We start from the raw sequence: 22,335 nt of genomic DNA, 5'->3' as shown, positions 1-22,335 counted from the left end.
AAGGATCCGCCATGCCGCCCCGTCCCCTGCTGTGCGTCGACGACGAACCCAGCAATCTGGCCACCTTGCGCCAATTGCTGCGCGAGGACTATGCGCTGGTGTTCGCCAAGTCGGGGAGCGAAGCGCTGGAGGCCGTGGCGCGGCATGCGCCAGCGCTGATCCTGCTCGATGTCGAATTGCCCGACATGGACGGCTACGCGGTGGCGCGCCGGCTCAAGCAGTCCCAGGACAGCGCCGCGATCCCGATCCTCTTTGTCACCGGGCGCAGCGGTGAGCAGGACGAGCGCGCCGGACTGGAAGCCGGCGCCGCCGACTATGTGGGCAAGCCCTACTCGCCGCCGCTGCTCAAGGCGCGCATTGCCACCCATCTGCAGCTGGCCGACAACGCACGCATGGCCCAGCACTATCGCGATGCCATCCATCTGCTGGGAACGGCCGGCCAAGGCCAGGATGCCGATACCGGCGCGCACATCTGGCGCATGGCCGCGTATGCGCGCGTGCTGGCCGAGGCCGTGGGCTGGCCGGCACCGCGCGCGCAGCTGCTGGAAGACGCCGCGCCGCTGCACGACGCCGGCAAGATCGCCGTGCCGGGCAGCATCCTGCACAAGCCCGACGCGCTGGACGAGCAGGAGCGCCTCGTGGTTCGGCAGCATCCACAGGTCGGCCACGACCTGCTGCGCCACGGCCGCGGCCCATTGTTCCAGCTGGCCGCCGAGATCGCACTGCACCACCACGAATGCTGGGACGGTAGCGGCTATCCGCACGGGCTTGTGGGTGAAGCCATTCCCGAATCGGCGCGCATCGTCGCGGTGGCGGACGTGTTCGACGCGCTATGCGGGCGCCGTGCCTACAAGGCACCGTGGACAGTAGAAGACGCCTTGCACAAACTCGACAGCATGGCCGGCAAGCAGTTGGAGCCGCGACTGGTGCAGTGTTTCCGTCACACGCTGCCGCAGATTCAGCAGGTCAAGGACGCCTGGGACCGCGCCACAGCGCACTGAGCGGCGTGGCCCGCTGTCGCGTCCGCTTCCACGCATAGGCGTGGGTGGCTGCGGTTCCAACGTCGGGAGCGCTGAACGGACACTGCTCCCCGACGCCAGAACGTGCGAACGACACAGCGTTTCCCCATGGCGGCTTGAAGCGCGTTTCCAACAGGAACAAACTATACATATTGCGCTGCACAATCGCGTGCGGCGTGGGCCGCCCAGCTCGACAGCGCCGCTGCCGCGACCCGGCAACCGAGGATCCGATGTCTTCCAGCGTCCCCGCGTCCGGCGTCGCAACGCCGCCGCGTTACCCCGACTACCGCCTCATTTCGCTGATCCTGGCCTGCGCCATCTTCATGGAGCAGATGGACGCCACCGTCCTTGCCACGGCACTGCCGAGCCTGGCGCGCGACTTCGGCGTGGCTGCGCCGTCGATGAGCATCGCCATGACCAGCTACCTGCTCGCGCTGGCCGTGCTGATTCCGGCCAGCGGCGCCATTGCCGACCGCTTCGGCTTGCGACGGGTGTTCAGCGCCTCGATCTGGGTGTTCGTCGGCGGCTCGCTGCTGTGCTCGCTGGCCGACAGTCTGCCGGCCATGGTCGCCGCACGCGTGGTGCAAGGCGCCGGCGGCGCGATGATGGCGCCATTGGGGCGACTGATCCTGCTGCGCACGGTCGAGCGCCGCCACCTGGTTTCGGCGATGGCGTGGACGCTGGTGCCGGCGTTTGTCGGTCCGATGCTCGGCCCGCCGCTGGGCGGCCTGCTGGTCACCTATCTGGACTGGCGCTGGATCTTCTATATCAACGTGCCGATCGGCATTGCCGGCTTTGTGCTGGTACGGCGCTTCATTCCCGACATACCCAGCGAGTCGGCACCGACACGCTTCGACCTGCGCGGTTTCACGCTGTGCGGCACTGCGCTGGGCTGTCTGCTGTTCGGGCTGGAAATGGTCAGCCAGCAGGATGGCATGGTCGCAGCCAGCTGGCTGCTGGCGATCGGCGCCAGCGCGGCGCTGGGCTACCTCTGGCATGCCCACCAGCATCCGGCGCCGCTGCTGGACCTGAGCCTGCTGCGTATCGACTCGTTCCGACTCTCGGTGATCGGCGGTGCGTTGATGCGTATCACCCAGGGCGCGCAACCGTTCCTGCTGCCGCTGTTGTTCCAGATCGGTTTTGGCTTCAGCGCCGCGCACAGCGGCCGGCTGATCCTGGCCACTGCGCTGGGCGCACTGCTGATGCGCAGCATCACGCCCTGGCTACTGCGGCGGTTTGGCTACCGCAATAGCCTGATCGGCAACGGTGTGCTGGCCAGCCTGGGCTACATGGTCTGCGCGTTGTTCCGGCCAGAGTGGCCGCCGGCGCTGATCTTCGGCCTGCTGCTGTGCTGCGGCGCCTTCATGTCGTTCCAGTTCGCCGCCTACAACACCATCGCCTACGAGAGCGTGCCCAGCGCGCGCATGAGCCGCGCCAGCAGCCTGTACACCACCTTGCAACAGCTGATGCTGTCGGTGGGCGTCTGTGCTGGCGCGATGATCCTCAAGCTGGCAATGCTGGCCGGCGGCCATGCACAGCCGCAGCAAGGCGATTTCTCGCTGGCCTTCTGTGTGGTCAGCCTGATCTCGCTCAGCGCCACCTGGTGGCATGTGCGCTTCGACAAGCATGCCGGGCAGGAAATGAGCGGGCATCGAGCCTGAGCGCGGCTTTGTGGGCCGCACCCGCGCTGCAGTGTCTGCGCGGGCACGGCCTGATCAATGCGCGCCCTGTCGCACTGATGTCGGCCACGTAGCGATCGCGCCCCATTGGCCGCGTCGGCCGCGCCCGCTGTGGACCGGATGAACCGATCCGTCGGCGCCCTGAAATCATCGCGCCCCGTTGGCCTGCGATCAGCGCCACCTGAAATCGCCGCATGCTCGCATCGAACATGACCGACGGCTGGGGACTGCCACATCATCGGCAAGGGTGCCCCACTTAGCACGTCGATATCGCAGTCAGCATGCGAGCAGTGGGCAGACCTGCACCGTTTTAGTCTCAAGACCCCACCTACGCACAGGCCGCCCGTAGGCGGCCTGTGCGTGCATCATGCGGAGTGTGACCTCGCCATCGGTACCGCCGCTTACACCCCGTGCGCCGCCAGTTGTCCCAGACGCTGCACTGCCACCGACACGGTCGGATAGTCCAGGGTCTTCTGCTCGGCGACATCGGCGAGCATGGCCAGGGTGAAGCGCAGGCTGGAATCGTCGCGCTGCATCCAGTTGGCCACCTTTGCCTCGGCGCTGTTGCCGGACATGCTCAGCACCTGGCCCACCAGGGCGCGCTGGTGAGCGGCCAGTTCGTCGCGCAATACGCCACGTGCGACGGCGTGCCAACGACCATTGACCTCCAGTGCGTCGATCTGCTCGAACAGCCACGGCAAACGCAGTGCATCGCCCAGGCGGAAGTGCACCTTGGACACTTCCACCGGCTTGAGCTTGCGGGTGCGCGCGGTTTCGATGATGTCGAAGGCCGGTTCCAGATAACGCAGTTCGGACAACTGCTGCGCCAGTGCCGGGGTCAGGCCCTTGTCCTGCCACTCCTGCACGCTGGCTTCGTACTGCGGGCGCTGCGCATCGGACAACACGCCGGATGCCACGCGGATATCGTTGAACGGTCCGTGGTAACGCTCCACCGCTGCGGTGATGCCGGGCATCTGGCCCGGGCGCAGCAGCAACCAACGCACGAACGAGCGTTGCAGACGCCAGATCACTTCCAGCGCATCGATCTGCACGGACTCGGGCACCTTGCCGTCCAGCGCATCGATCTGCGTCCACAGCGCGCGCGCATCCAGCGTTTCGCGGCTGATGGTATAGGCCTTGGCGACCTCGCCGATGCTCCGGCCGGTATCTTCCTGCATGCGCATCAGGAAGGTGGCGCCCATGCGATTGATGGTGGTGTTGGTGACCGCGGTGGCGATGATCTCGCGCTTGAGGCGGTGACGCTCCATCGCATCGGCGTACTTCTTCTGCAGCGGCTGCGGGAAGTAGCGCTGCAATTCCTTGGACAGATAGGGGTCTTCGGGAATGTCCGATTCCAGCAGCTGCTGGAACGCCACCAGCTTGGAGTAAGACAGCAGCACCGACAGCTCCGGCCGGGTCAGCCCCTGCCCACGCGCCTTGCGTGCCGACAGCTCGGCATCGGACGGCAGGAATTCGATCTGCCGGTCCAGCAGGCCCTGCAGTTCCAGCGTGCGGATGAAATGCTGCTTGGAGCCCAGCCGCTTGACGCTCATGCGCTCCATCAGGCTGATGGCCTGGTTCTGCCGGTAGTTGTCCCACAGCACCAGGTCGGCCACTTCGTCGGTCATCGACGCCAGCAGCTTGTTGCGCGCGTCATAGGTCAGCTTCTTGGCCTGCACCATGTCGTTGAGCAGGATCTTGATGTTGACCTCGTGATCGGAGGTATCCACGCCGGCCGAGTTGTCGATGAAGTCGGTGTTGAGCAGCACGCCGGTCTGCGCCGCTTCGATACGCCCCAGCTGGGTCAGGCCCAGGTTGCCGCCCTCGCCCACCACCTTGCAGCGCAACTCGCCGCCATTGACGCGCAGGCCGTTGTTGGCGCGATCGCCGACATCGGCGTGCGACTCGCTGGCCGCCTTGACGTAGGTGCCGATGCCGCCGTTCCAGAACAGGTCCACCGGCGCCTTGAGGATGGCGTTCATCAGTTCGTTCGGCGACAGCTGCTTGACGTTGGCCTCAAGACCCAGCGCTTCGCGCACCGGTGCACTGATATCGATCGATTTCAGCGTGCGCGGATAGATGCCGCCACCGGCGCTGATCAGCTTGGCGTCGTAGTCGGCCCAGCTGGAACGCGGCAGCTTGAACAGGCGCTCGCGCTCGGCGAACGAGGCTGCCGCATCCGGGTTGGGATCCAGGAAGATGTGACGGTGGTCGAACGCCGCCAGCAGGCGGATATGCCGCGACAGCAACATGCCGTTGCCGAACACGTCGCCGGACATGTCGCCGATGCCGACCACGCTGAAGTCCTGGCTCTGGCAATCGCGGCCCATGGCGCGAAAGTGGCGCTTGACCGATTCCCAGGCGCCGCGCGCGGTGATGCCCATGCCCTTGTGGTCGTAACCGACCGAGCCGCCGGAGGCGAACGCATCGCCGAGCCAGAAACCGTGATCCAGCGCCAGGCCATTGGCGATATCGGAGAAGGTGGCGGTGCCCTTGTCGGCGGCAACGACCAGGTACGGGTCGTCCTGATCGTGACGCACCACCTGCGGCGGCGGCACGATCTTGCCGCCGACGATGTTGTCGGTGATGTCGAGCAGGCCCTGGATGAAGAGCTTGTAGCAGGCGATGCCCTCGGCCTGGATCGCATCGCGATCGCCGCCGACCGGCGAGCGCTTGACGTAGAACCCGCCCTTGGCGCCCACCGGCACGATGACGGTGTTCTTGACCATCTGCGCCTTGACCAGGCCCAGCACCTCGGTACGGAAATCCTCGCGCCGGTCAGACCAGCGCAGGCCGCCACGCGCCACCGCACCGAAGCGCAGGTGCACGCCTTCCACGCGCGGGCCGTAGACGAAAATCTCGCGGTAGGGACGCGGCTTGGGCAGATCCGGCACGCGTGCCGAATCCAGCTTGAAGCTGATGCAATGGCCGTGCTTGCCGCTCTTGTCGGTCTGGTAATAGTTGGTACGCAAAGTCGCATCGATCACATCGATGAAGCTGCGCAGGATGCGGTCTTCGTCCAGGCTGGAGACGCGGTCCATGAGCTTCAGCAAGGTGGCGCGGGTCGCATCCTGCTGCGCGTTGCGATCACCACCGCGCGCTTCCAGCACGGCATCCAGCGCCTTCAACGTTGCCTCGTCGCTGCCTGCCAGCGCAGACAGTTCTTCGCGCAGGCGCTCCTGGCCGGCGAAGATCTGCGCTTTGGTCTCGCTGCCGGTGGATGGATCGAAGCGCGCCTCGAACAGTTCCACCAGCAAGCGCGCCAGCAGCGGATAACGGGTGAAGGTGGCTTCGACGTAGGCCTGCGAGAACGGCACCGCCGTCTGCAGCAGGTACTTGCAGTAGCCGCGCAGCAATGCCACCTGGCGCCAATGCAGGCCGGCCGCCAGGATCAGGCGATTGAAGCCGTCGTTTTCGGCATCGCCGTTCCAGATGCGCTCGAACGCTTCGCCAAAGCTGGCATCGGCGTGTGCGGCATTGATCTTGCCGGACGTCGATTCGACCTCGAAATCCTGGATGTAGACCGGGGTGTCGCCGACCTGCAGCCGATACGGCCGCTCGGAAATCACCCGCAGGCCCATGTTTTCCATCATCGGCATCGCATCGGACAGCGGAATATCGTCGAGCTGGCGGTACAGCTTCAGGCGCAGGCCTTCGCCCGCGTCCAGACGCATGCCGTCGTCGCGACGGATTTCCTGCAGGCTCAGGTGCAGATCGTCCGGGCCGTCCAGCGAGGCGAGATGCTCGACGTCGGAGACCGCCGATTCGATCGACGAATCTTCGATATAGCCCGCCGGCAAGGCGCGACCGAAGTTGGCCGCCATGCGCAGGCCAGTGGCCTCGCCATGTCGCGCAACCAATGCTTCGCGCAGGGCATCGCGCCAGTTGCGCAGCAGGTGCGCCAGCCGCGACTCGAGTTCGGTCGTGTCGAACTCCAGCGCCTCGCCACTCTTGGGGCGCACGATCAGATGCAGCTGTGCCAGCGGCGATTCGCCCAGTACCACGCTGGAGTCGATGTATTCGCCGTGCAGCGCATCCTTCAACAAGGCTTCGATGCGCAAGCGCACATCGGTATTGAAGCGTTCGCGCGGGATATACACCAGCGCCGAGATGAAACGCCCGTACTTGTCGCGACGCAGGAACAAGCGGCTGCGCACGCGCTCCTGCAGCCCGAGGATGCCCATCGCGGTGCGGTACAGCTCTTCCTCGTTGGACTGGAACAGCTCCTCGCGCGGCAACGTTTCCAGGATGTGGCGCAAGGCCTTGCCACTGTGGCTGCTCGGGGTCAGCCCCGACTTGCTCATCACGTATTCGTGGCGCTGACGCACCAGCGGAATTTCCCAGGGCCGGCGGTTGTAGGCGCTGGAGGTGAACAGACCCAGGAAGCGCTGCTCGCCGACGATGCGACCCTTGGCGTCGAATTCCAGGATGCCGATGTAATCCATGTAACCGACCCGGTGCACGCGCGAACGGGCATTGGTCTTGGTCAGGATCAGGGCGTCCTTGCGCTTGGACGAGGCATTCAGGCCATGCGCGGCCAGCGTGGTCACCGGACGCGCCGGCGAGGTGTCGCGCCCGCGCAACAAGCCCAGACCGGTCTCTTCCAGCGGCGCCAGTACGTCCTGGCCGTCCTGCTTTTCTACCCGGTACTCGCGGTAACCGAAGAAGGTGAAGTGGTCGGCAGCGGCCCAGCGCAGGAATTCCTGCGCCTCATGCCGGCTGATGTCGTCGATCGGCAGACGACGGGTCGCCAGATCGTCGGCCAGCATGACCATGCGCTCGCGCATCGCCGCCCAGTCGTGCACGATCGCGCGCACCTCGGCCAGCACCTTGCGGATGGCCGCTTCCACCTTGGGCATGTCCTCGGCCGGCTGACGGTCCACTTCCAGCACCATCAGCGACTCGCTCTTGCCCTCGCCCACGGCGGTGAGCTTGCCGGACTTGTCGCGCGCGATGCGCAGCACCGGGTGGCCCAGCACATGCACGCCGATGCCCAGGTCGGCCAGCGTCATGCTCACCGAATCCACCAGGAACGGCATGTCGTCATTGACGATCTGCACCACCGTATGCGCCGACTCGTAGCCGTGGCTCTTCACGGTCGGGTTGAACACCCGCACATTGACCGTACCGGCCTTGCGCACCCGCGCGAACTCCAGCATGTCCGCTGCCAGCGCGGCCCAGGCGTCGGCCGTATGGTTGGGATACTCGTCTTCTTCCATGCGGCGATAGAAATCGGCCGCAAATGCCTGCACCTCGGCTTGACGGGCGGCCGGATAGCGCTTGCGCAGCGCGGCGAACACCGGCTCCAGGCCCACGGCCTGGGGGGTACCGGCCACGATCGGGGCACCCCGCTCTGCGGCCGGCGGGGCCGCCTTGGCGGTTGCCGTGGACGATTTCGCAGCGACTGTCTTTGCAGATGCCGTGGACGGTTTCGAAGCGGCTTTCTTGGATGTCATGTGAGAGCTGGTGACGCTCGTGGAAAACCTGAATTGTACTGTCGCAAGCTGACGACGCTGTGCTGCAAAGCGGAAACCGGACAGTCCGCGCCATCGTGCAACGTCCGGATATCAGCGGTCTGCGGATCAAGGGCCACCGCCGGGAACGCCGAAGCGCGACGAACGGCCAGATCCGGCAAAGCCCTGCGGCACCTGGGTTTGATGTCCTTGTTGTACAGAGACGAAGGCCGTCGTCAAGGCTGTTTAAAAACTAAACTGGACGGTATAGTCTACCGCCATGGCCACCACCCAGCCCCGTGCTGACAAGCGCTCGGACTACGATCGCCGCATCCATGCCGCCGTGCATGCGCTGCTGGCCGAACGTGGCATGCGCATGAGCATGGAGTCGGTGGCCCGGCGCGCCGGCTGCTCCAAGCAGACCCTTTACAGCCATTACGGCAGCAAGGAAAACCTGCTGCGGGATGTCTTCAACGACTATGTCCGCCTGGCGACCGTTCCGCTTGGCGCCAACGAGGGCGACCTGCGAGGCGACCTGCTGGCCTTCGCGCAGGCCCATCTTGACCGTCTCAACCGCCCCGATGTGCTACAGACATGCCGGCTGGTGGAAGCCGAATCGCCACGGTTCCCCGAGCAGGCGCGGCAGCTGTTCCAGGATGGTGTCATCGGCATGCAGCACGGTCTGGCGCGGCGGCTCGCGCAGGCGATGGCCGCCGGCCAGTTGCGGCATGACGATCCGCACTGCATGGCCGAGCTGTTGCTGAGCATGATCGTCGGGTTGGATTTCGATCGTCGGCGCTTCCAGGTGCCCCACCGCGCCAGCCTGCGGGCCCGGCAGCGCTGGGCGCGGTTCGCCGTCGACAGCTTCCTGCACGCCTTCGCCGCGGTCGCTGCCACGCCCCCGCAGTCCCCGCGCCTCTCTTTCACTACAAGACCCTAACGGAGTTCCTCCCGATGATTGCCCCGCTCCGCACACTCGGCCTGGCCTGTGCCATCACCGTGGCGCTGGCTGCCTGCAGCAAGCCCGACCAACAGCAGGCCCCGCCGCCGCCGCAAGTCTCGGTGCTGGAGATGAAGCCGCAGACGCTGCCGCTGGAGCGCGACCTGGTCGGCCGGCTGTCGGCCTACCGCTCGGCCGACGTGCGTGCGCGTGTCGACGGTGTGGTGCTCAAGCGCCTGTACACCGAAGGCACCGACGTCAAGGAAGGCCAGCCGTTGTTCCAGATCGACCCGGCTCCGTTGAAGGCGACCCTGCTGCAGGCACAGGGCCAGCTGGCCGCCGCCGAAGCCAACTACGCCAACGCCAAGGTCGCTGCCCAGCGCGCACGTAGCCTGGCGCCGCAGCAGTACGTGTCGCGCGCGGACATCGATACCGCCGAGGCCAACGAGCGCTCCACCGGCGCCAACGTGCAGCAGGCGCGCGGCGCGGTCGAGTCCGCCCGCATCCAACTCGGCTTCGCCACCGTCACCTCGCCGATCACCGGCCGTGCCGGCATCCAGCGGGTGACCGAAGGCGCGTTGGTCGGCTCCGGTGAGGCCACCTTGTTGACCACGGTCGACCAGATCGATCCGCTGTACGTCAACTTCGCCATGAGCAGCGAAGAGCTGGCCGCTTTGCGCCAGGCGCAGAGCAGCGGGCGGGTGCAGTTGAGCGGCGATGGCAAGTCCACCATCAACGTGGAGCTGGGCGATGGCACGCAATACCCGCATCCGGGCACCTTGGACGTGTCGGCGGTGACGGTCGATCCGAGCACGGGCGCGGTGTCGCTGCGTGCGACCCTGCCCAACCCGGAGCTGTCGTTGCTGCCGGGCGCCTTCGTGACCTTCCGCGCCAACCTGGGCGAGCGCAACAACGCCTTCCTGCTGCCGCAGCAGGCGGTGCAGCGCGACGCGATCGGCGCCTATGCGCTGGTGCTGGGCAAGGACGGCAAGGTGGCGCGCAAGAATCTCAGCATCGACGGCCAGCAGCGCGGGCAGTGGATCGTCACCGGCGGCATGGCGGCCGGCGACCAGGTCATCGTCGATGGCGTGCAAAAGGCCAAGGAAGGCGAACCCGCCAAGGGCGTGCCGTGGGATCCGAACAAGCCGGCTGCCGGTGGCCAGCCCGGTGCGCCGGGTGCGCCCGGCGCGGCGCAGCCCGGCAACGGCCAGGCCGCTCCGGCCGACAAGGCCGACAGCGCTGCGCCGGCCGCGCAGACCCCGCCCCAGCAGGATCAGGCGGCAAAGCCGTCCGACTCCCAGTCCAAGCAGCAGTGACGGAAGCCCGCCATGCCTAAGTTTTTCATCGAACACCCGGTCTTTGCCTGGGTGGTGGCGATCCTGATCTCGCTGGCTGGCGTGATCTCGATCCTGAATCTCGGTATCGAGTCGTATCCGACGATCGCCCCGCCGCAGGTCACCGTCACCGCCAACTTCCCCGGCGCCAGCGCCGACACCGCCGAAAAGGCGGTGACGCAGGTCATCGAGCAGCAGCTCACCGGTATCGACCACCTGCTGTACTTCAACTCCTCGTCGGCCTCCAATGGTCGCGTCACCATCACCTTGACCTTCGAAACCGGTACCGACGCGGACATCGCTCAGGTACAGGTGCAGAACAAGGTGTCGCTGGCCACGCCGCGCCTGCCCTCGGAAGTCACGCAACAAGGCGTGATCGTGGCCAAGGCCAATGCCGGCTTCCTGATGGTGGCCGCGCTGCGCTCGGACAACCCGTCGATCGACCGCGATGCGCTCAACGACATCGTCGGTTCGCGCGTGCTCGAACAGATCTCGCGCGTGCCCGGCGTCGGCAGCACCAACCAGTTCGGCGCCGAGTATGCGATGAACATCTGGTTGAACCCGGAGAAGCTGCAGGGCTACAACCTGTCGGCGACCCAGGTGCTGACCGCGGTGCGCAACCAGAACGTGCAGTTCGCCGCGGGTGCGATCGGCGCCGACCCGACGCCGGACGGCATCAGCTTCACCGCCACGGTCTCGGCCGAAGGACGCTTCAGCTCGCCGGAACAGTTCGAGAACATCATCCTGCGCACCGACAACAACGGTGCCACCGTTCATCTGAAGGACGTGGCGCGGGTGACGATCGGTCCGTCCAACTACGGCTTCGACACCCAGTACAACGGTAAGCCCACCGGTGCCTTCGGTATCCAGCTGCTGCCGGGCGCCAATGCACTGAGCGTCTCCGAGGCGGTCGGCGCCAAGCTGGACGAGCTGCAGGCCACCTTCCCGCAGGGCGTGACCTGGTTCGCGCCCTACGAATCCACCACCTTCGTGCGTATCTCCATCGAGGAAGTGGTGCACACGCTGGTCGAGGCCATCGTGCTGGTGTTCCTGGTGATGCTGCTGTTCCTGCAGAACTTCCGCGCCACGGTTATCCCGACCCTGGTGATCCCGGTGGCGCTGCTGGGCACCTTCTTCGGCATGTTCGTCATCGGCTTCACCATCAACCAGCTGACGCTGTTCGCGATGGTGTTGGCGATCGGCATCGTGGTGGACGACGCGATCGTGGTGATCGAGAACGTCGAACGCATCATGAGCGAGGAGCATCTGGAGCCGAAGGCAGCCACCCAGAAGGCGATGACCCAGATCACCGGTGCGGTGGTGGCCATCACCGTGGTGCTGGCGGCGGTGTTCATCCCCTCGGCGATGCAGCCGGGCGCCTCGGGCGCGATCTACAAGCAGTTCGCCTTGACCATCGCCATGTCGATGGGCTTCTCCGCGTTCCTGGCGCTGAGCTTCACTCCGGCCCTGTGCGCAGCTTTCCTCAAGTCCACCCACGCCGATAAGAAAAACTGGGTCTTCCGCACCTTCGACAAGTATTACGACAAGCTGGCGCACCGCTACGTCGGCGTGGTTGGCCACACCCTCAAGCGTTCGCCGCGCTGGATGGTGCTGTTCGTGGTGCTGGTGGCGCTGTGCGGCTTCCTGTTCACCCGCATGCCCGGCAGCTTCCTGCCGGAAGAGGATCAGGGCTTTGCGCTGGCGATCGTGCAGTTGCCGCCGGGCGCGACCAAGATCCGCACCAACGAGGTGTTCGCGCAGATGCGCGGCGTGCTGGACAAGCAACCGGCAGTGGAAGGCATGCTGCAGATCGCCGGCTTCAGCTTCCTGGGCTCGGGCGAAAACGTCGGCATGGGCTTCATCCGGCTCAAGCCCTGGGACGAGCGAGACATCAACGCCGCGGATTTGATCCAGCAACTCAACGGCATGTTCTACGGCATCAAGGGCGCGCAGATCTTCGTGGTCAACCTGCCCACCGTGCAGGGCCTGGGGCAATTCGGCGGCTTCGACATGTGGCTGCAGGACCGCTCCGGTGCAGGCCAGGAGGCGCTGATCAATGCGCGCAACATCGTGCTGGGCAAGGCCGCGCAGAAGCAGGACACCGTGATGGGCGTGCGCCCGAACGGACTGGAGAACTCGCCGCAGCTGCAGCTGCACGTGGACCGCGTCCAGGCGCAGTCGATGGGCCTGGAAGTCAGCGACATCTATAGCTCGATCCAGCTGATGCTGGCACCGGTCTACGTCAACGACTACTTCGCCGAGGGCCGCATCAAGCGCGTCAACATGCGCGCCGACGATCCGTATCGCACCGGCCCGGAATCGCTGCGCAACTTCTTCAGCCCCAGCAGCACCGCCACCGGGGCCGATGGCCAACCGGCGATGATCCCGCTGAGCAACGTGGTCAAGGCCGAGTGGACCTACGCCTCGCCAGCGTTGAACCGCTACAACGGCTACTCGGCGGTGAACATCGTCGGCAACCCGGCGCAGGGCGGCAGTTCCGGCCAGGCGATGGCGGCGATGGAAGACATCGTCAACAACGATCTGCCACCGGGCTTCGGTTTCGACTGGAGCGGCATGTCGTATCAGGAAATCATCGCCGGCAACGCAGCCACGTTACTGCTCGCGCTGTCGGTGGTGGTGGTGTTCCTGTGCCTGGCGGCGTTGTACGAGAGCTGGTCGATCCCGGTGGCGGTGCTGCTGGTGGTGCCGATCGGCGTGTTGGGCGCGATCACCTTCTCGATGCTGCGCGGCCTGCCGAACGACCTGTACTTCAAGATCGGCATGATCACGGTGATCGGCCTGGCGGCCAAGAACGCCATCCTGATCGTCGAGTTCGCGGTGGAGCAACGGGCCGCGGGCAAGACCTTGCGCGAGGCGACACTGGAGGCAGCGCACCTGCGCTTCCGCCCGATCCTGATGACCTCGTTCGCCTTCATCCTGGGTGTGCTGCCGCTGGCCATCTCCAGCGGCGCTGGCGCCAACTCGCGTCACTCCATCGGTACCGGCGTGATCGGCGGCATGGTGTTCGCCACCGTGCTCGGCGTGATCTTCATCCCGCTGTTCTTCGTGGTGGTGCGGCGCATGCTGGGCGACAAGTTGGACAATCAGTCCAAGGAGTACCTCGAGCGCCAAGGCGATACCGGCAACCATCGTCCGGATCGCTGAGTCAGGCATCGCTGCCAATCAAAAGCCCCGGCAATGCCGGGGCTTTTTTGTGCGGCATCCTAGCAAGCCGTTTCGACTCCGCCCCCTCGTAGGAGCGCACCCGGGCGCGACGCATGACCGATCCCGCACGTCGCGCATGGGTGCGCTCCTACGAAGGTGCGATGGTCGGCCAGGTTGCGGTGATCGGCGCGATGACCTGAACCATCACGCTCCGTGACAACTCCGGTCTGCCGGCATCGCGCAGGTCCGCAACGCGCGCAGATAGCCATCGTAGGAGCGCACCCGGGCGCGAACGCATGACCGTCAAACCCACCGCACCCAACAGCCTCCCGCCACTGCTCTACACGCCCGGCGCACGCGCACCGGTAGACCCACGCACCACACAGCGCCCGGTCATGACCATGCGGCGAATCGGCAATTGCGGATTGCTTAGCCGATCCAGCAGCAACGACATCGCTGCCCGCCCCATGTCTTCGACCGGTTGCTCGACCACGGTGATGCCCGGCTCGACGAGATCGGTCCAGCGTTCGTTGTCGAAGCCTGCCAGCGCCAGGTCGTGCGGCAAGCGCAAGCCGGCGGTGCGTGCGGCCTTCAGCGCCCCCATCAACAACAGGCTGTTGCTGGCGACGATGGCCTCTGGGCGCTGCGGGCCGGACAACCACTGGCTGACTTCGGCGATGGCGGCTTCGGCGGTCGGCGCCACCTCGCGATAGTCCGGCACCAGGCCTTGGGCCCGCATTGCCGCCAGATAGCCATCGCGACGCTCGGCCGCAGTGGTACTGGTGCTGCCGAACAAGCCGCCGATGCGCCGATAGCCCTGCACCTGCAGATGCGCGACCAATTCGCCCATGGCCGCCGCGTTGTCGAGCACCACGCTGTCGTGGCGACTGCCCGGGCCAGCACGATCGACCAGCACGGTCGGATAGTCGAGTGCCAACTCGTGCAGGCGTCCAACGGTGACTCGGGTCGGCGCAAAGATCAGCCCGGTGATGCGTTCTTCCTGCATCAGTTGCAGGTAGAGCGCCTCGCGCTCGGGATCTTCATCGGTGTTGCACAGAGTGACGCGCATACCGGCCTTGTAGGCGACCTCTTCCACTGCGCGGATCAACGCAGTGAAGTACGGATTGCGGATGTCGGCCACGATCACGCCGAGGATGCCGGAGTGCTGCGAGCGCAGGCGTCGCGCCATCAGATTGGGCCGGTAACCCGTCTGGCGTACCGCCGCTTCCACCTTGGCGCGCACCTCATCGCTGACCGGACCATTGCCCAGCGCCCGCGACACCGTGGATTTGGACACGCCCGCCACGCGAGCCACGTCATTGATGCTGATACTCACCGGGACCGTTCCCACTCCTTCTACGCGCCTTAAGCCGAGCCCTGCCAAGGACCCGATGCTAACCTGAAAGTATTAGCGACGTTTTGTGCACTGCACATTGACCTGATCTGTGGGAACGTTCCCACTATACTTCCCAGCCAGACCCTACCGGAGCCTGCCTTGTCCTCTCCGTCCCCCGCCCCCGTCAGTTCCGACCTGGTCCGCCTGCGCGCGCACGCCCGCGACAAGGACGATGCCATCGCCCAGGCCGCACAACTGCTGGTCGCCGCCGGCTGCGTCGCGCCGGGTTACGAGGCCAGCATGCGCAAGCGCGAGGGCCTGGCGAATACCTTCCTGGGCCATGGCTTGGCCATTCCGCACGGCGTCGGCGACGACCGCCACCTGGTGCGTCGCGACGGCATCGCGGTACTGCAACTGCCCGACGGGGTCGAGTGGAATCCGGGCCAGACCACGCGCCTGGTGGTCGGCATCGCCGCCCAGTCCGATACCCACATCACCTTGCTGCGCCGGCTGACGCGACTGCTGCAGGATCCGGCTCGACTGGAAACCTTGTTCACGACCGACGATGCGAGCGCGATCATCGCCGCGCTGACCGAGGACAGCGCGGCCGCCCCCAGTGCCGGCCCGGTCAGCGATCTGGTCGAACGCTTCGAATGGACCATCAGCTACCCCAGCGGCCTGCATGCGCGCCCGGCCACGCGCTGGGCCGAGACTGCACGCGGATTTTCCGCGCGTGCGCAGGTCCGCGCCGGCGACCAGCTCGCCGATGCCAAGAGCCTGGTTGGCCTGCTGCAGCTGGGACTGCGCGCTGGCGACAGCATCACCGTCTCGGCCGAGGGCGCCGATGCGACGGCGCTGCTGCAGCGCTTGCGCGCGGTGATGGACGGTCTGACTGCGCAGGAAAAGACCGACGCCGAACGCGCCGCGCAACGACGTGCGGCACCGGTGGCGGGCTGGACGCCGCCGCAGGCGCAGCCGGCCATCGTCGGCATCGGCGCCAGCCCGGGCGTGGCCATCGGCATCGTGCATCGGCTGCGCGCAGCGCAAACCGACGTCGCCGACCAACCGATCGGCCTGGGCGACGGCGGTGCCCTGCTGCACGACGCGCTGAGCACGACGCGCGCGCAACTTGCGGCGTTACAGGACGACACCCAGCGCCGACTGGGCGCCTCGGACGCGGCCATCTTCAAGGCGCAGGCCGAGCTGCTCAACGACACCGATCTGATCACCCGCACCTGTCAGCTGATGGTCGAAGGCCATGGCGTGGCCTGGTCGTGGCATCAGGCGGTCGAACAGATCGCCTCCGGACTGGCCGCGCTCGGCAATCCGGTGCTGGCCGGCCGCGCCGCCGATCTGCGCGATGTCGGTCGCCGCGTGTTGGCGCAACTCGATCCATCCGCGGCCGGTACCGGACTGAGCGATCTGCCCGCCGAACCCTGCATCCTGCTGGCCAGCGACCTGTCGCCATCGGACACCGCCAATCTGGACACCGCACGCGTGCACGGCCTGGCCACCGCGCAAGGCGGCCCCACCTCGCATACCGCCATCCTCTCGCGCACGCTCGGCCTGCCGGCACTGGTCGCCGCTGGCGGACAGCTGCTCGACATCGACGACGGCGTCACCGCCATCATCGACGGCAGCAGCGGACGCCTGTACCTCGATCCATCCGCGCAGGACCTGGAGGCGGCACGCACGCATATCGCCGAGCAGCAGGCGATTCGCGAGCGCGAGGCCGCGCAGCGCGCCCTGCCCGCCACCACCACCGACGACCATCACATCGACATCGGCGCCAACGTCAATCTGCCCGAGCAGGTCGCCATGGCGTTGGCCCAGGGCGCCGAGGGCGTCGGTCTGATGCGAACCGAATTCCTGTTCATCGAGCGTGGCAGCACCCCGACCGAGGACGAGCAGTACCAGACCTACCGGGCGATGGCGCAGGCGCTCGATGGCCGCCCGCTGATCGTGCGGGCACTGGACATCGGCGGCGACAAGCAGGTGGCGCATCTGGAGTTGCCGCACGAAGAGAACCCCTTCCTCGGTGTGCGCGGGGCGCGCCTGCTGCTGCGTCGCCCCGACCTGCTGGAGCCGCAACTGCGCGCGCTGTATCGCGCGGCCAAGGATGGCGCGCGGCTGTCGATCATGTTCCCGATGATCACGTCGGTGCCGGAGCTGGTGAGCCTGCGCGAGATCTGCGCGCGCATCCGCAGCGAGCTGGATGCACCGGAACTGCCGATCGGCATCATGATCGAAGTTCCCGCTGCCGCTGCCCAGGCCGACGTGCTGGCGCGGCATGCGGACTTTTTCTCCATCGGCACCAACGATCTCACCCAGTACGTGCTGGCGATCGACCGCCAGAATCCGGACCTGGCCGCCGAGGCCGACAGCCTGCATCCGGCAGTGCTGCGGATGATCCGCAGCACCATCGAAGGCGCGCGCCTGCATGCGCGTTGGGTCGGCGTGTGCGGCGGATTGGCCGGCGATCCGTTCGGCGCCAGCCTGCTGGCCGGGTTGGGCGTGCAGGAGCTGTCGATGACCCCCAATGACATCCCGGCGGTGAAGGCGCGCCTGCGCAATCGTGCGTTGACGCAGTTGCAGCAGCTGGCCGAACGCGCGCTGGCGTGCGAGACCGCCGAACAGGTGCGCCAGTTGGACGCCGGCCATGAGGACGCGGCATGAACCCGCAAGCCGTCACCGTCACCCTCAATCCGGCGATCGACCAGACCATCACGCTGGCGCAGTTGCAGCCGGGCGCGGTGCATCGTGCCGAGCGCGCCCGCAACGATGCCGGCGGCAAGGGCATCAACGTCGCCGCCTGCCTGGCCGACTGGGGCCTGTCGGTCGCTGCGCTGGGCGTGCTCGGCGCAGGTAACGCCGGCGTGTTCGAAGCCTTGTTTCGCGAGCGCGGCATCGTCGATCGCTGCCAGCGCGTCAGTGGCGAGACGCGCACCAACCTCAAGCTGGTGCAGACGCAGTCCAACGAAACCACCGACATCAACCTGCCCGGCCTGCAGCTCACGACCAACCACCTGCGCGAGGTGGCCGATCAGTTGGCGCCACTGCTGCGCCCCGGGATTCCGGTGGTGCTGTCCGGCAGCCTGCCATCCGGCCTGCCGGACGATAGCTGGGCGCAGTTGCAGGCGCAGGCCGCCAGCGCTGGCGCGCGCGTGCTGCTGGATACCAGCGGCGTGCCGCTGGTGACGGCGCTCGCTGCCGCCCGCGGCGCCTTGCCGTATGCGGTCAAGCCCAATCGACACGAACTGGAGGCCTGGACCGGCCATCCCCTCCCCGACCATGCCGCCCTGATCGCCGCCGCGCAGGCGCTGATCGAGCGCGGTATCGCGTTGGTGGCGATTTCCCTGGGCACCGACGGCGCGCTGTTCGTCCAGCGCGAGCAGCGCTTGCTGGCACGCCCGCCGCGGATGGCGCATGGCAGCAGCGTCGGTGCTGGCGATGCGATGGTCGCCGGGCTCGCCGCGGCACTGCGCGACGACGCTGCCGACCTGGAACGCTGCGCGCGCCTGGCGACGGCGTTCTCGCTGTGCCGGCTGGAAAGCGGCGACGCGCGCCGGATCGCCGCCGATGACGTGCGCCACGCCGCCAGCGGCGTGCTGATCGAGCCGCTGGCGTGAACACGTTGCGGCTCGCACGTTGTTGCCGATCTGGCGCCACCGTCGCCACGCCAGACGGCCGCACGCGCCCGACGCTGGCCTGACCTTCCACTCCGCCGGCTGTATCGGCAAACGCATTACCGCAGGAGTTTTGCCATGTCCTCTTCCATCGTGGTCATCGCCGCTGGCGAACGCACTACCGAGGCCGTGCTAGCGGCCGAAGCGCTGCGACGCGCCGCCAGTGCCAACGGGCGCAGCGTGACGATCGAGATCCGCAGCGACCAGGGCGTCCTCGGCGCATTGCCCGACGACGTGCTCGGCAGTGCAACGCAGGTGTTGGTCGTCGGCGATGCCGACCAGGCCGAGACCGCGCGTTTCGGCAGCGCAACCATCCTGACGTTGAGCCTGGGCGCGGTGCTGGACGATCCGCCCGGCGCGCTGGCCCGCTTCGCTCCCGCGTCTGGCACAGCCACGCCCAGCGCCCCCGCCGCAGCGCCGACCGGCAGCCAGCGCATCGTCGCCATCACCTCCTGCCCGACCGGCATTGCGCACACCTTCATGGCCGCCGAAGGCCTGCAACAAGCCGCCAAGGCGCTGGGACATCAGATCCGGGTGGAAACTCAAGGGTCGGTCGGCGCGCAAGACGCACTGAGCGACGAGGAAATCCGCGCCGCCGACCTGGTGCTGATCGCGGCCGACCGCGAGGTCGACCTGGCCCGCTTCGGTGGCAAGCGCCTGTTCAAGAGCGGCACCAAGCCGGCGATCAACGATGGCCAGGGCCTGATCCGCAAGGCGTTGGCCGAGGCCAGCGTGCACGGCGACACCGCCACCGGTGCCGCCACCGTGACCAGCACGAGCAAAGGCAACGGCCGCACCGGCGCCTACAAGCACCTGATGACCGGCGTGTCGTTCATGCTGCCGTTCGTCACTGCCGGCGGACTGCTGATCGCGCTGGCGTTCGCACTCGGCGGCATCTATGCCGGCGACGACGCCCACCAAGGCACACTGGCCTGGTCGTTGTTCCAGATCGGCGCCAAGGCCGGCTTCACCCTGATGGTGCCGGCGCTGGCCGGTTACATCGCCTACTCCATCGCCGATCGCCCCGGCATCGCACCGGGCATGATCGGTGGGCTGGTCGCTGCCAATCTCAATGCCGGCTTCCTCGGCGGCATCATCGCCGGTTTCATCGCCGGCTATGGCGTGGCCGCGCTCAATCGCTATATCCGCCTGCCGCGCACGCTGGAAGGGCTCAAGCCGGTGTTGATCCTGCCGGTGCTGGGCACGCTGCTGGTCGGGCTGGCGATGATGTACGTGTTCGGGCAACCGGTGGCCGACCTGCTGGCCTGGCTCACCGCCTGGCTGCGCGGCATGCAGGGCAGCAGCGCCGTGCTGCTCGGCCTGCTGCTCGGCGGCATGATGGCCTTCGACATGGGCGGACCGGTCAACAAGGCCGCCTATGCGTTCTCCACCGGCCTGATCGCCAGCCAGGTGTATACCCCGATGGCGGCCGCCATGGTTGCCGGCATGACCCCACCGCTGGGCATCGCCCTGGCGACCTGGATCTTCCGCAACCGCTTCACCGTCGAGGAGCGCGGCTCGGCCACCGCTGCCGGCGTGCTCGGGCTGGCGTTCGTCACCGAGGGTGCGATTCCCTATGCCGCGCGCGACCCGTTGCGCACCATTCCCGCCCTGGTGATCGGCTCGGCCGTCGCCGGCGCGATGTCGATGGCGGTCGGCGCCGAACTGAAGGCACCGCACGGCGGCATCTTCGTGCTGTTGATCCCCAACGCCGTGACCCATCTGGCGGCTTACATCCTCGCCCTGCTGGCCGGTGTGGTCGTCACTGCGGTCGCGTTGCGGCTGCTGAAGAAACCGGTCGCCGACGCCGCCTGAGCGTCGGCCGCACCGTTCCCGTCGTATCCACCGCGCGTCCGACGCGCCCGATCGCTGCCCCACATCGCGATTGATCGGTTCCACCGCTGCGTTGCGCACGCACGTGCGCGGCCAGCGGCTGCCCCCCCCCCCTTTGTTGTCGTGTTCGCCGCCTCGGCCACGCCTTTTCGTACGGAGTCCTGCCATGACTGCCCTCGCCGCTCGTCTCACCCGCCCCCGCCTGTTGTGCCTGTCGCTGACCTTGGCACTGCCCCCACTCGCCCACGCCCAGGACGCCACCGATGCCTTCAAGCTCAAACTGGGCTATACCGGCGAAGCGGCGTCGATGATCGATGGTGGCCGCAAGAGCGGCGATGCCTATGCCGGCCAGCTGATGGTCGGCACCGACGTCGACCTGCAGCGCCTGTTCGGCTGGAACGGCGCCACGGTCAAGCTGTACGTGACCAACCGCCATGGCACCAACCTGGCCAACAGCAGCATCGGCAACAGCACCTCGGTGCAGGAAATCTACGGCGGCCAGGGCACCCGGCTGGCCAACTTCACCCTGGTGCAGAAACTCTTCAACGACCGCCTGGAACTGGAAGCCGGCCGCACGGTGGCCAACATCCATTTCCTCGGATCGGACCTGTGTCAGTACTTCCAGGGCAACTCGGCCTGCGGCAATCCCACGTTCGTGTTCCGCACCAGCAACTTCACCTACTGGCCGGTGTCCAGCTGGGCCGCCGATGCCACCGCCTGGGTCACACCGAAGGTCTATCTGCATGTCGGCGCCTACGAGGTCAACCCGATCCAGGCGCAGGACGGCCAGCACGGCCTGAACTGGAGCACCAACGACACCACCGGTGTGGTGGTGCCGTATGCGGTCGGATACAAGAACAAGGGCGGCGACGGCAGCCTGGCGGCGATGTACGAACTGGGTGGCTGGCAGGACAACTCCGACTATCGCGACCCGTTGCGCGACCGCAACGGCAATCCCGCCTTGCTGACTGGTCTGGACTACGCCAATAAACAAGGCCGTTCGGGCCTGTTCACCCGCTTCGAGCAACAGGTCACCAATCCCGACCCGAGCAGCAATCGCGGCCTGACGGTGTTCGGCGCAATGCTCAAGAGCACCAGCGGAGAAGCGATCGAAGACCATTTCATCCAGCTCGGCCTGGTGCAGAAAGGCACCTTCGCCAGCCGCCCGCAGGACAACATCGCCTTCGTCATCACCCAGCAGAAATACAGCGACGAAGCACTGGAAAACCTGCGTCTGGCCCGCGCCTCGGCCGGCGGCAGCGGCGTTCCCCATGACAACCAGATCATGATGGAGCTGAGCTACGGCATCCAGATCAACCAGCACCTGCGCATCGCTCCCAACCTGCATTACATCATCCACCCGGACCAGTTCAACGAACCGACTCGCACCAACGATCTGAAGAACGCGCTGATCGCCGGCATGCGGATCGACTGGAATCTGTAATGGGCAGTGTGGGGCGTCGAACCGGCGGCACTAGTGCAGGGCCTCATGTGGATTGAGCCGGCTAGTTAGCGCTGCTTCTCCGCCGTTGCTGCTGCCATGCTTCGGCCAGGCCGTGCTCTGCCGTGCTCTGGCGTGTCTGCCGTGCTGTGCTCTGCTGTGCTCTGCTGTGGTGTGCTTTGCTGTGCTCTGCTTTTCAGATCCCCATACCGCAGCGGCAAGGTCGGCAGATACAACCCGCAGGGCGTCGCGCATGGATGCGCGGCGTTTTTGTAAGGGACAGGGATGTCCCTTACAAAAATTTCTGCCGGACTTGCGGACCTGGAGCGCCGTAGGCGCGGAAGGCGCGAGGACGGGGTGTGTTTCTTTTGGTTACTTTTCTTTGCACAAGCAAAGAAAAGTGACTCGCCCCCGGAGGGGGCGAAAGCTCTGCGCCTGAATTTTGCGCC

At 66.7% G+C, this 22,335-nt stretch carries 11 protein-coding genes; 9 read left to right on the top strand and 2 right to left on the bottom strand.

The features are described from left to right. The first annotated feature begins 11 nt into the window (after positions 1–11). Together CKY51_RS16370 and CKY51_RS16365 are read left to right on the top strand one after the other, a co-directional pair. Positions 12–1,001: a response regulator gene (locus CKY51_RS16370; protein ID WP_022974726.1), complete on the top strand. Its 990-nt coding sequence runs from the start codon at positions 12–14 to the stop codon at positions 999–1,001. A gap of 248 nt (positions 1,002–1,249) precedes the next feature. Further along, the gene (locus tag CKY51_RS16365; RefSeq protein ID WP_022974727.1) at positions 1,250–2,680 is read left to right on the top strand and encodes a DHA2 family efflux MFS transporter permease subunit; all 1,431 of its coding nucleotides are present in this window, start codon (positions 1,250–1,252) and stop codon (positions 2,678–2,680) included. A gap of 419 nt (positions 2,681–3,099) precedes the next feature. Here CKY51_RS16365 and CKY51_RS16360 read toward each other — a convergent pair whose 3' ends face one another. Then, positions 3,100–8,154 carry an NAD-glutamate dehydrogenase gene (locus CKY51_RS16360; RefSeq protein ID WP_022974728.1) on the bottom strand — a complete coding sequence of 1,685 codons (5,055 nt, stop codon included), beginning with the start codon at positions 8,152–8,154 and terminating at the stop codon, positions 3,100–3,102. 277 nt (positions 8,155–8,431) lie between these two features. On the opposite strand from CKY51_RS16360, the gene CKY51_RS16355 reads away from it, so the two are divergent. From CKY51_RS16355 to CKY51_RS16345, 3 genes are read left to right on the top strand one after another with little or no spacing between them, the layout of a single operon-like run. Then, positions 8,432–9,091, top strand: coding sequence for a TetR/AcrR family transcriptional regulator (locus CKY51_RS16355; RefSeq protein ID WP_022974729.1), 660 nt, complete (start codon positions 8,432–8,434; stop codon positions 9,089–9,091). A gap of 14 nt (positions 9,092–9,105) precedes the next feature. After that, a complete protein-coding gene (locus CKY51_RS16350; RefSeq protein WP_022974730.1) occupies positions 9,106–10,407 on the top strand; it encodes an efflux RND transporter periplasmic adaptor subunit in 1,302 nt (433 codons plus the stop codon). 12 nt (positions 10,408–10,419) lie between these two features. After that, positions 10,420–13,590, top strand: a complete 3,171-nt coding sequence (locus CKY51_RS16345) for a multidrug efflux RND transporter permease subunit (RefSeq protein WP_152249507.1) — start codon at positions 10,420–10,422, stop codon at positions 13,588–13,590. A gap of 340 nt (positions 13,591–13,930) precedes the next feature. Here CKY51_RS16345 and CKY51_RS16340 read toward each other — a convergent pair whose 3' ends face one another. After that, complete coding sequence (locus tag CKY51_RS16340) at positions 13,931–14,926, bottom strand: LacI family DNA-binding transcriptional regulator (protein WP_031341071.1); 996 nt, start codon at positions 14,924–14,926, stop codon at positions 13,931–13,933. Between the two features lie 159 nt (positions 14,927–15,085). Here CKY51_RS16340 and ptsP point away from each other — a divergent pair, with 159 nt between their 5' ends. The 4 genes from ptsP (at position 15,086) to CKY51_RS16320 (ending at position 21,889) form a co-directional block, all read left to right on the top strand. Beyond that, a complete protein-coding gene (gene ptsP, locus CKY51_RS16335) occupies positions 15,086–17,602 on the top strand; it encodes a phosphoenolpyruvate--protein phosphotransferase (RefSeq protein ID WP_022974734.1) in 2,517 nt (838 codons plus the stop codon). Continuing rightward, positions 17,599–18,555 carry a 1-phosphofructokinase gene (pfkB, locus tag CKY51_RS16330; protein WP_022974735.1) on the top strand — a complete coding sequence of 319 codons (957 nt, stop codon included), beginning with the start codon at positions 17,599–17,601 and terminating at the stop codon, positions 18,553–18,555. Before ptsP ends, pfkB begins: the two co-directional genes overlap by 4 nt. A gap of 135 nt (positions 18,556–18,690) precedes the next feature. Next, a complete protein-coding gene (locus CKY51_RS16325) occupies positions 18,691–20,427 on the top strand; it encodes a PTS fructose transporter subunit IIC (RefSeq protein WP_022974736.1) in 1,737 nt (578 codons plus the stop codon). A 184-nt stretch (positions 20,428–20,611) separates the two neighbouring features. Beyond that, a complete protein-coding gene (locus tag CKY51_RS16320) occupies positions 20,612–21,889 on the top strand; it encodes a carbohydrate porin (protein ID WP_170292341.1) in 1,278 nt (425 codons plus the stop codon). Positions 21,890–22,335 lie beyond the last annotated feature (446 nt).

It is taken from the genome of Xanthomonas maliensis (assembly GCF_009192945.1).
Classification (GTDB): Bacteria; Pseudomonadota; Gammaproteobacteria; order Xanthomonadales; family Xanthomonadaceae; genus Xanthomonas; species Xanthomonas maliensis.
This window is presented reverse-complemented; position numbering and strand designations above follow the sequence as displayed.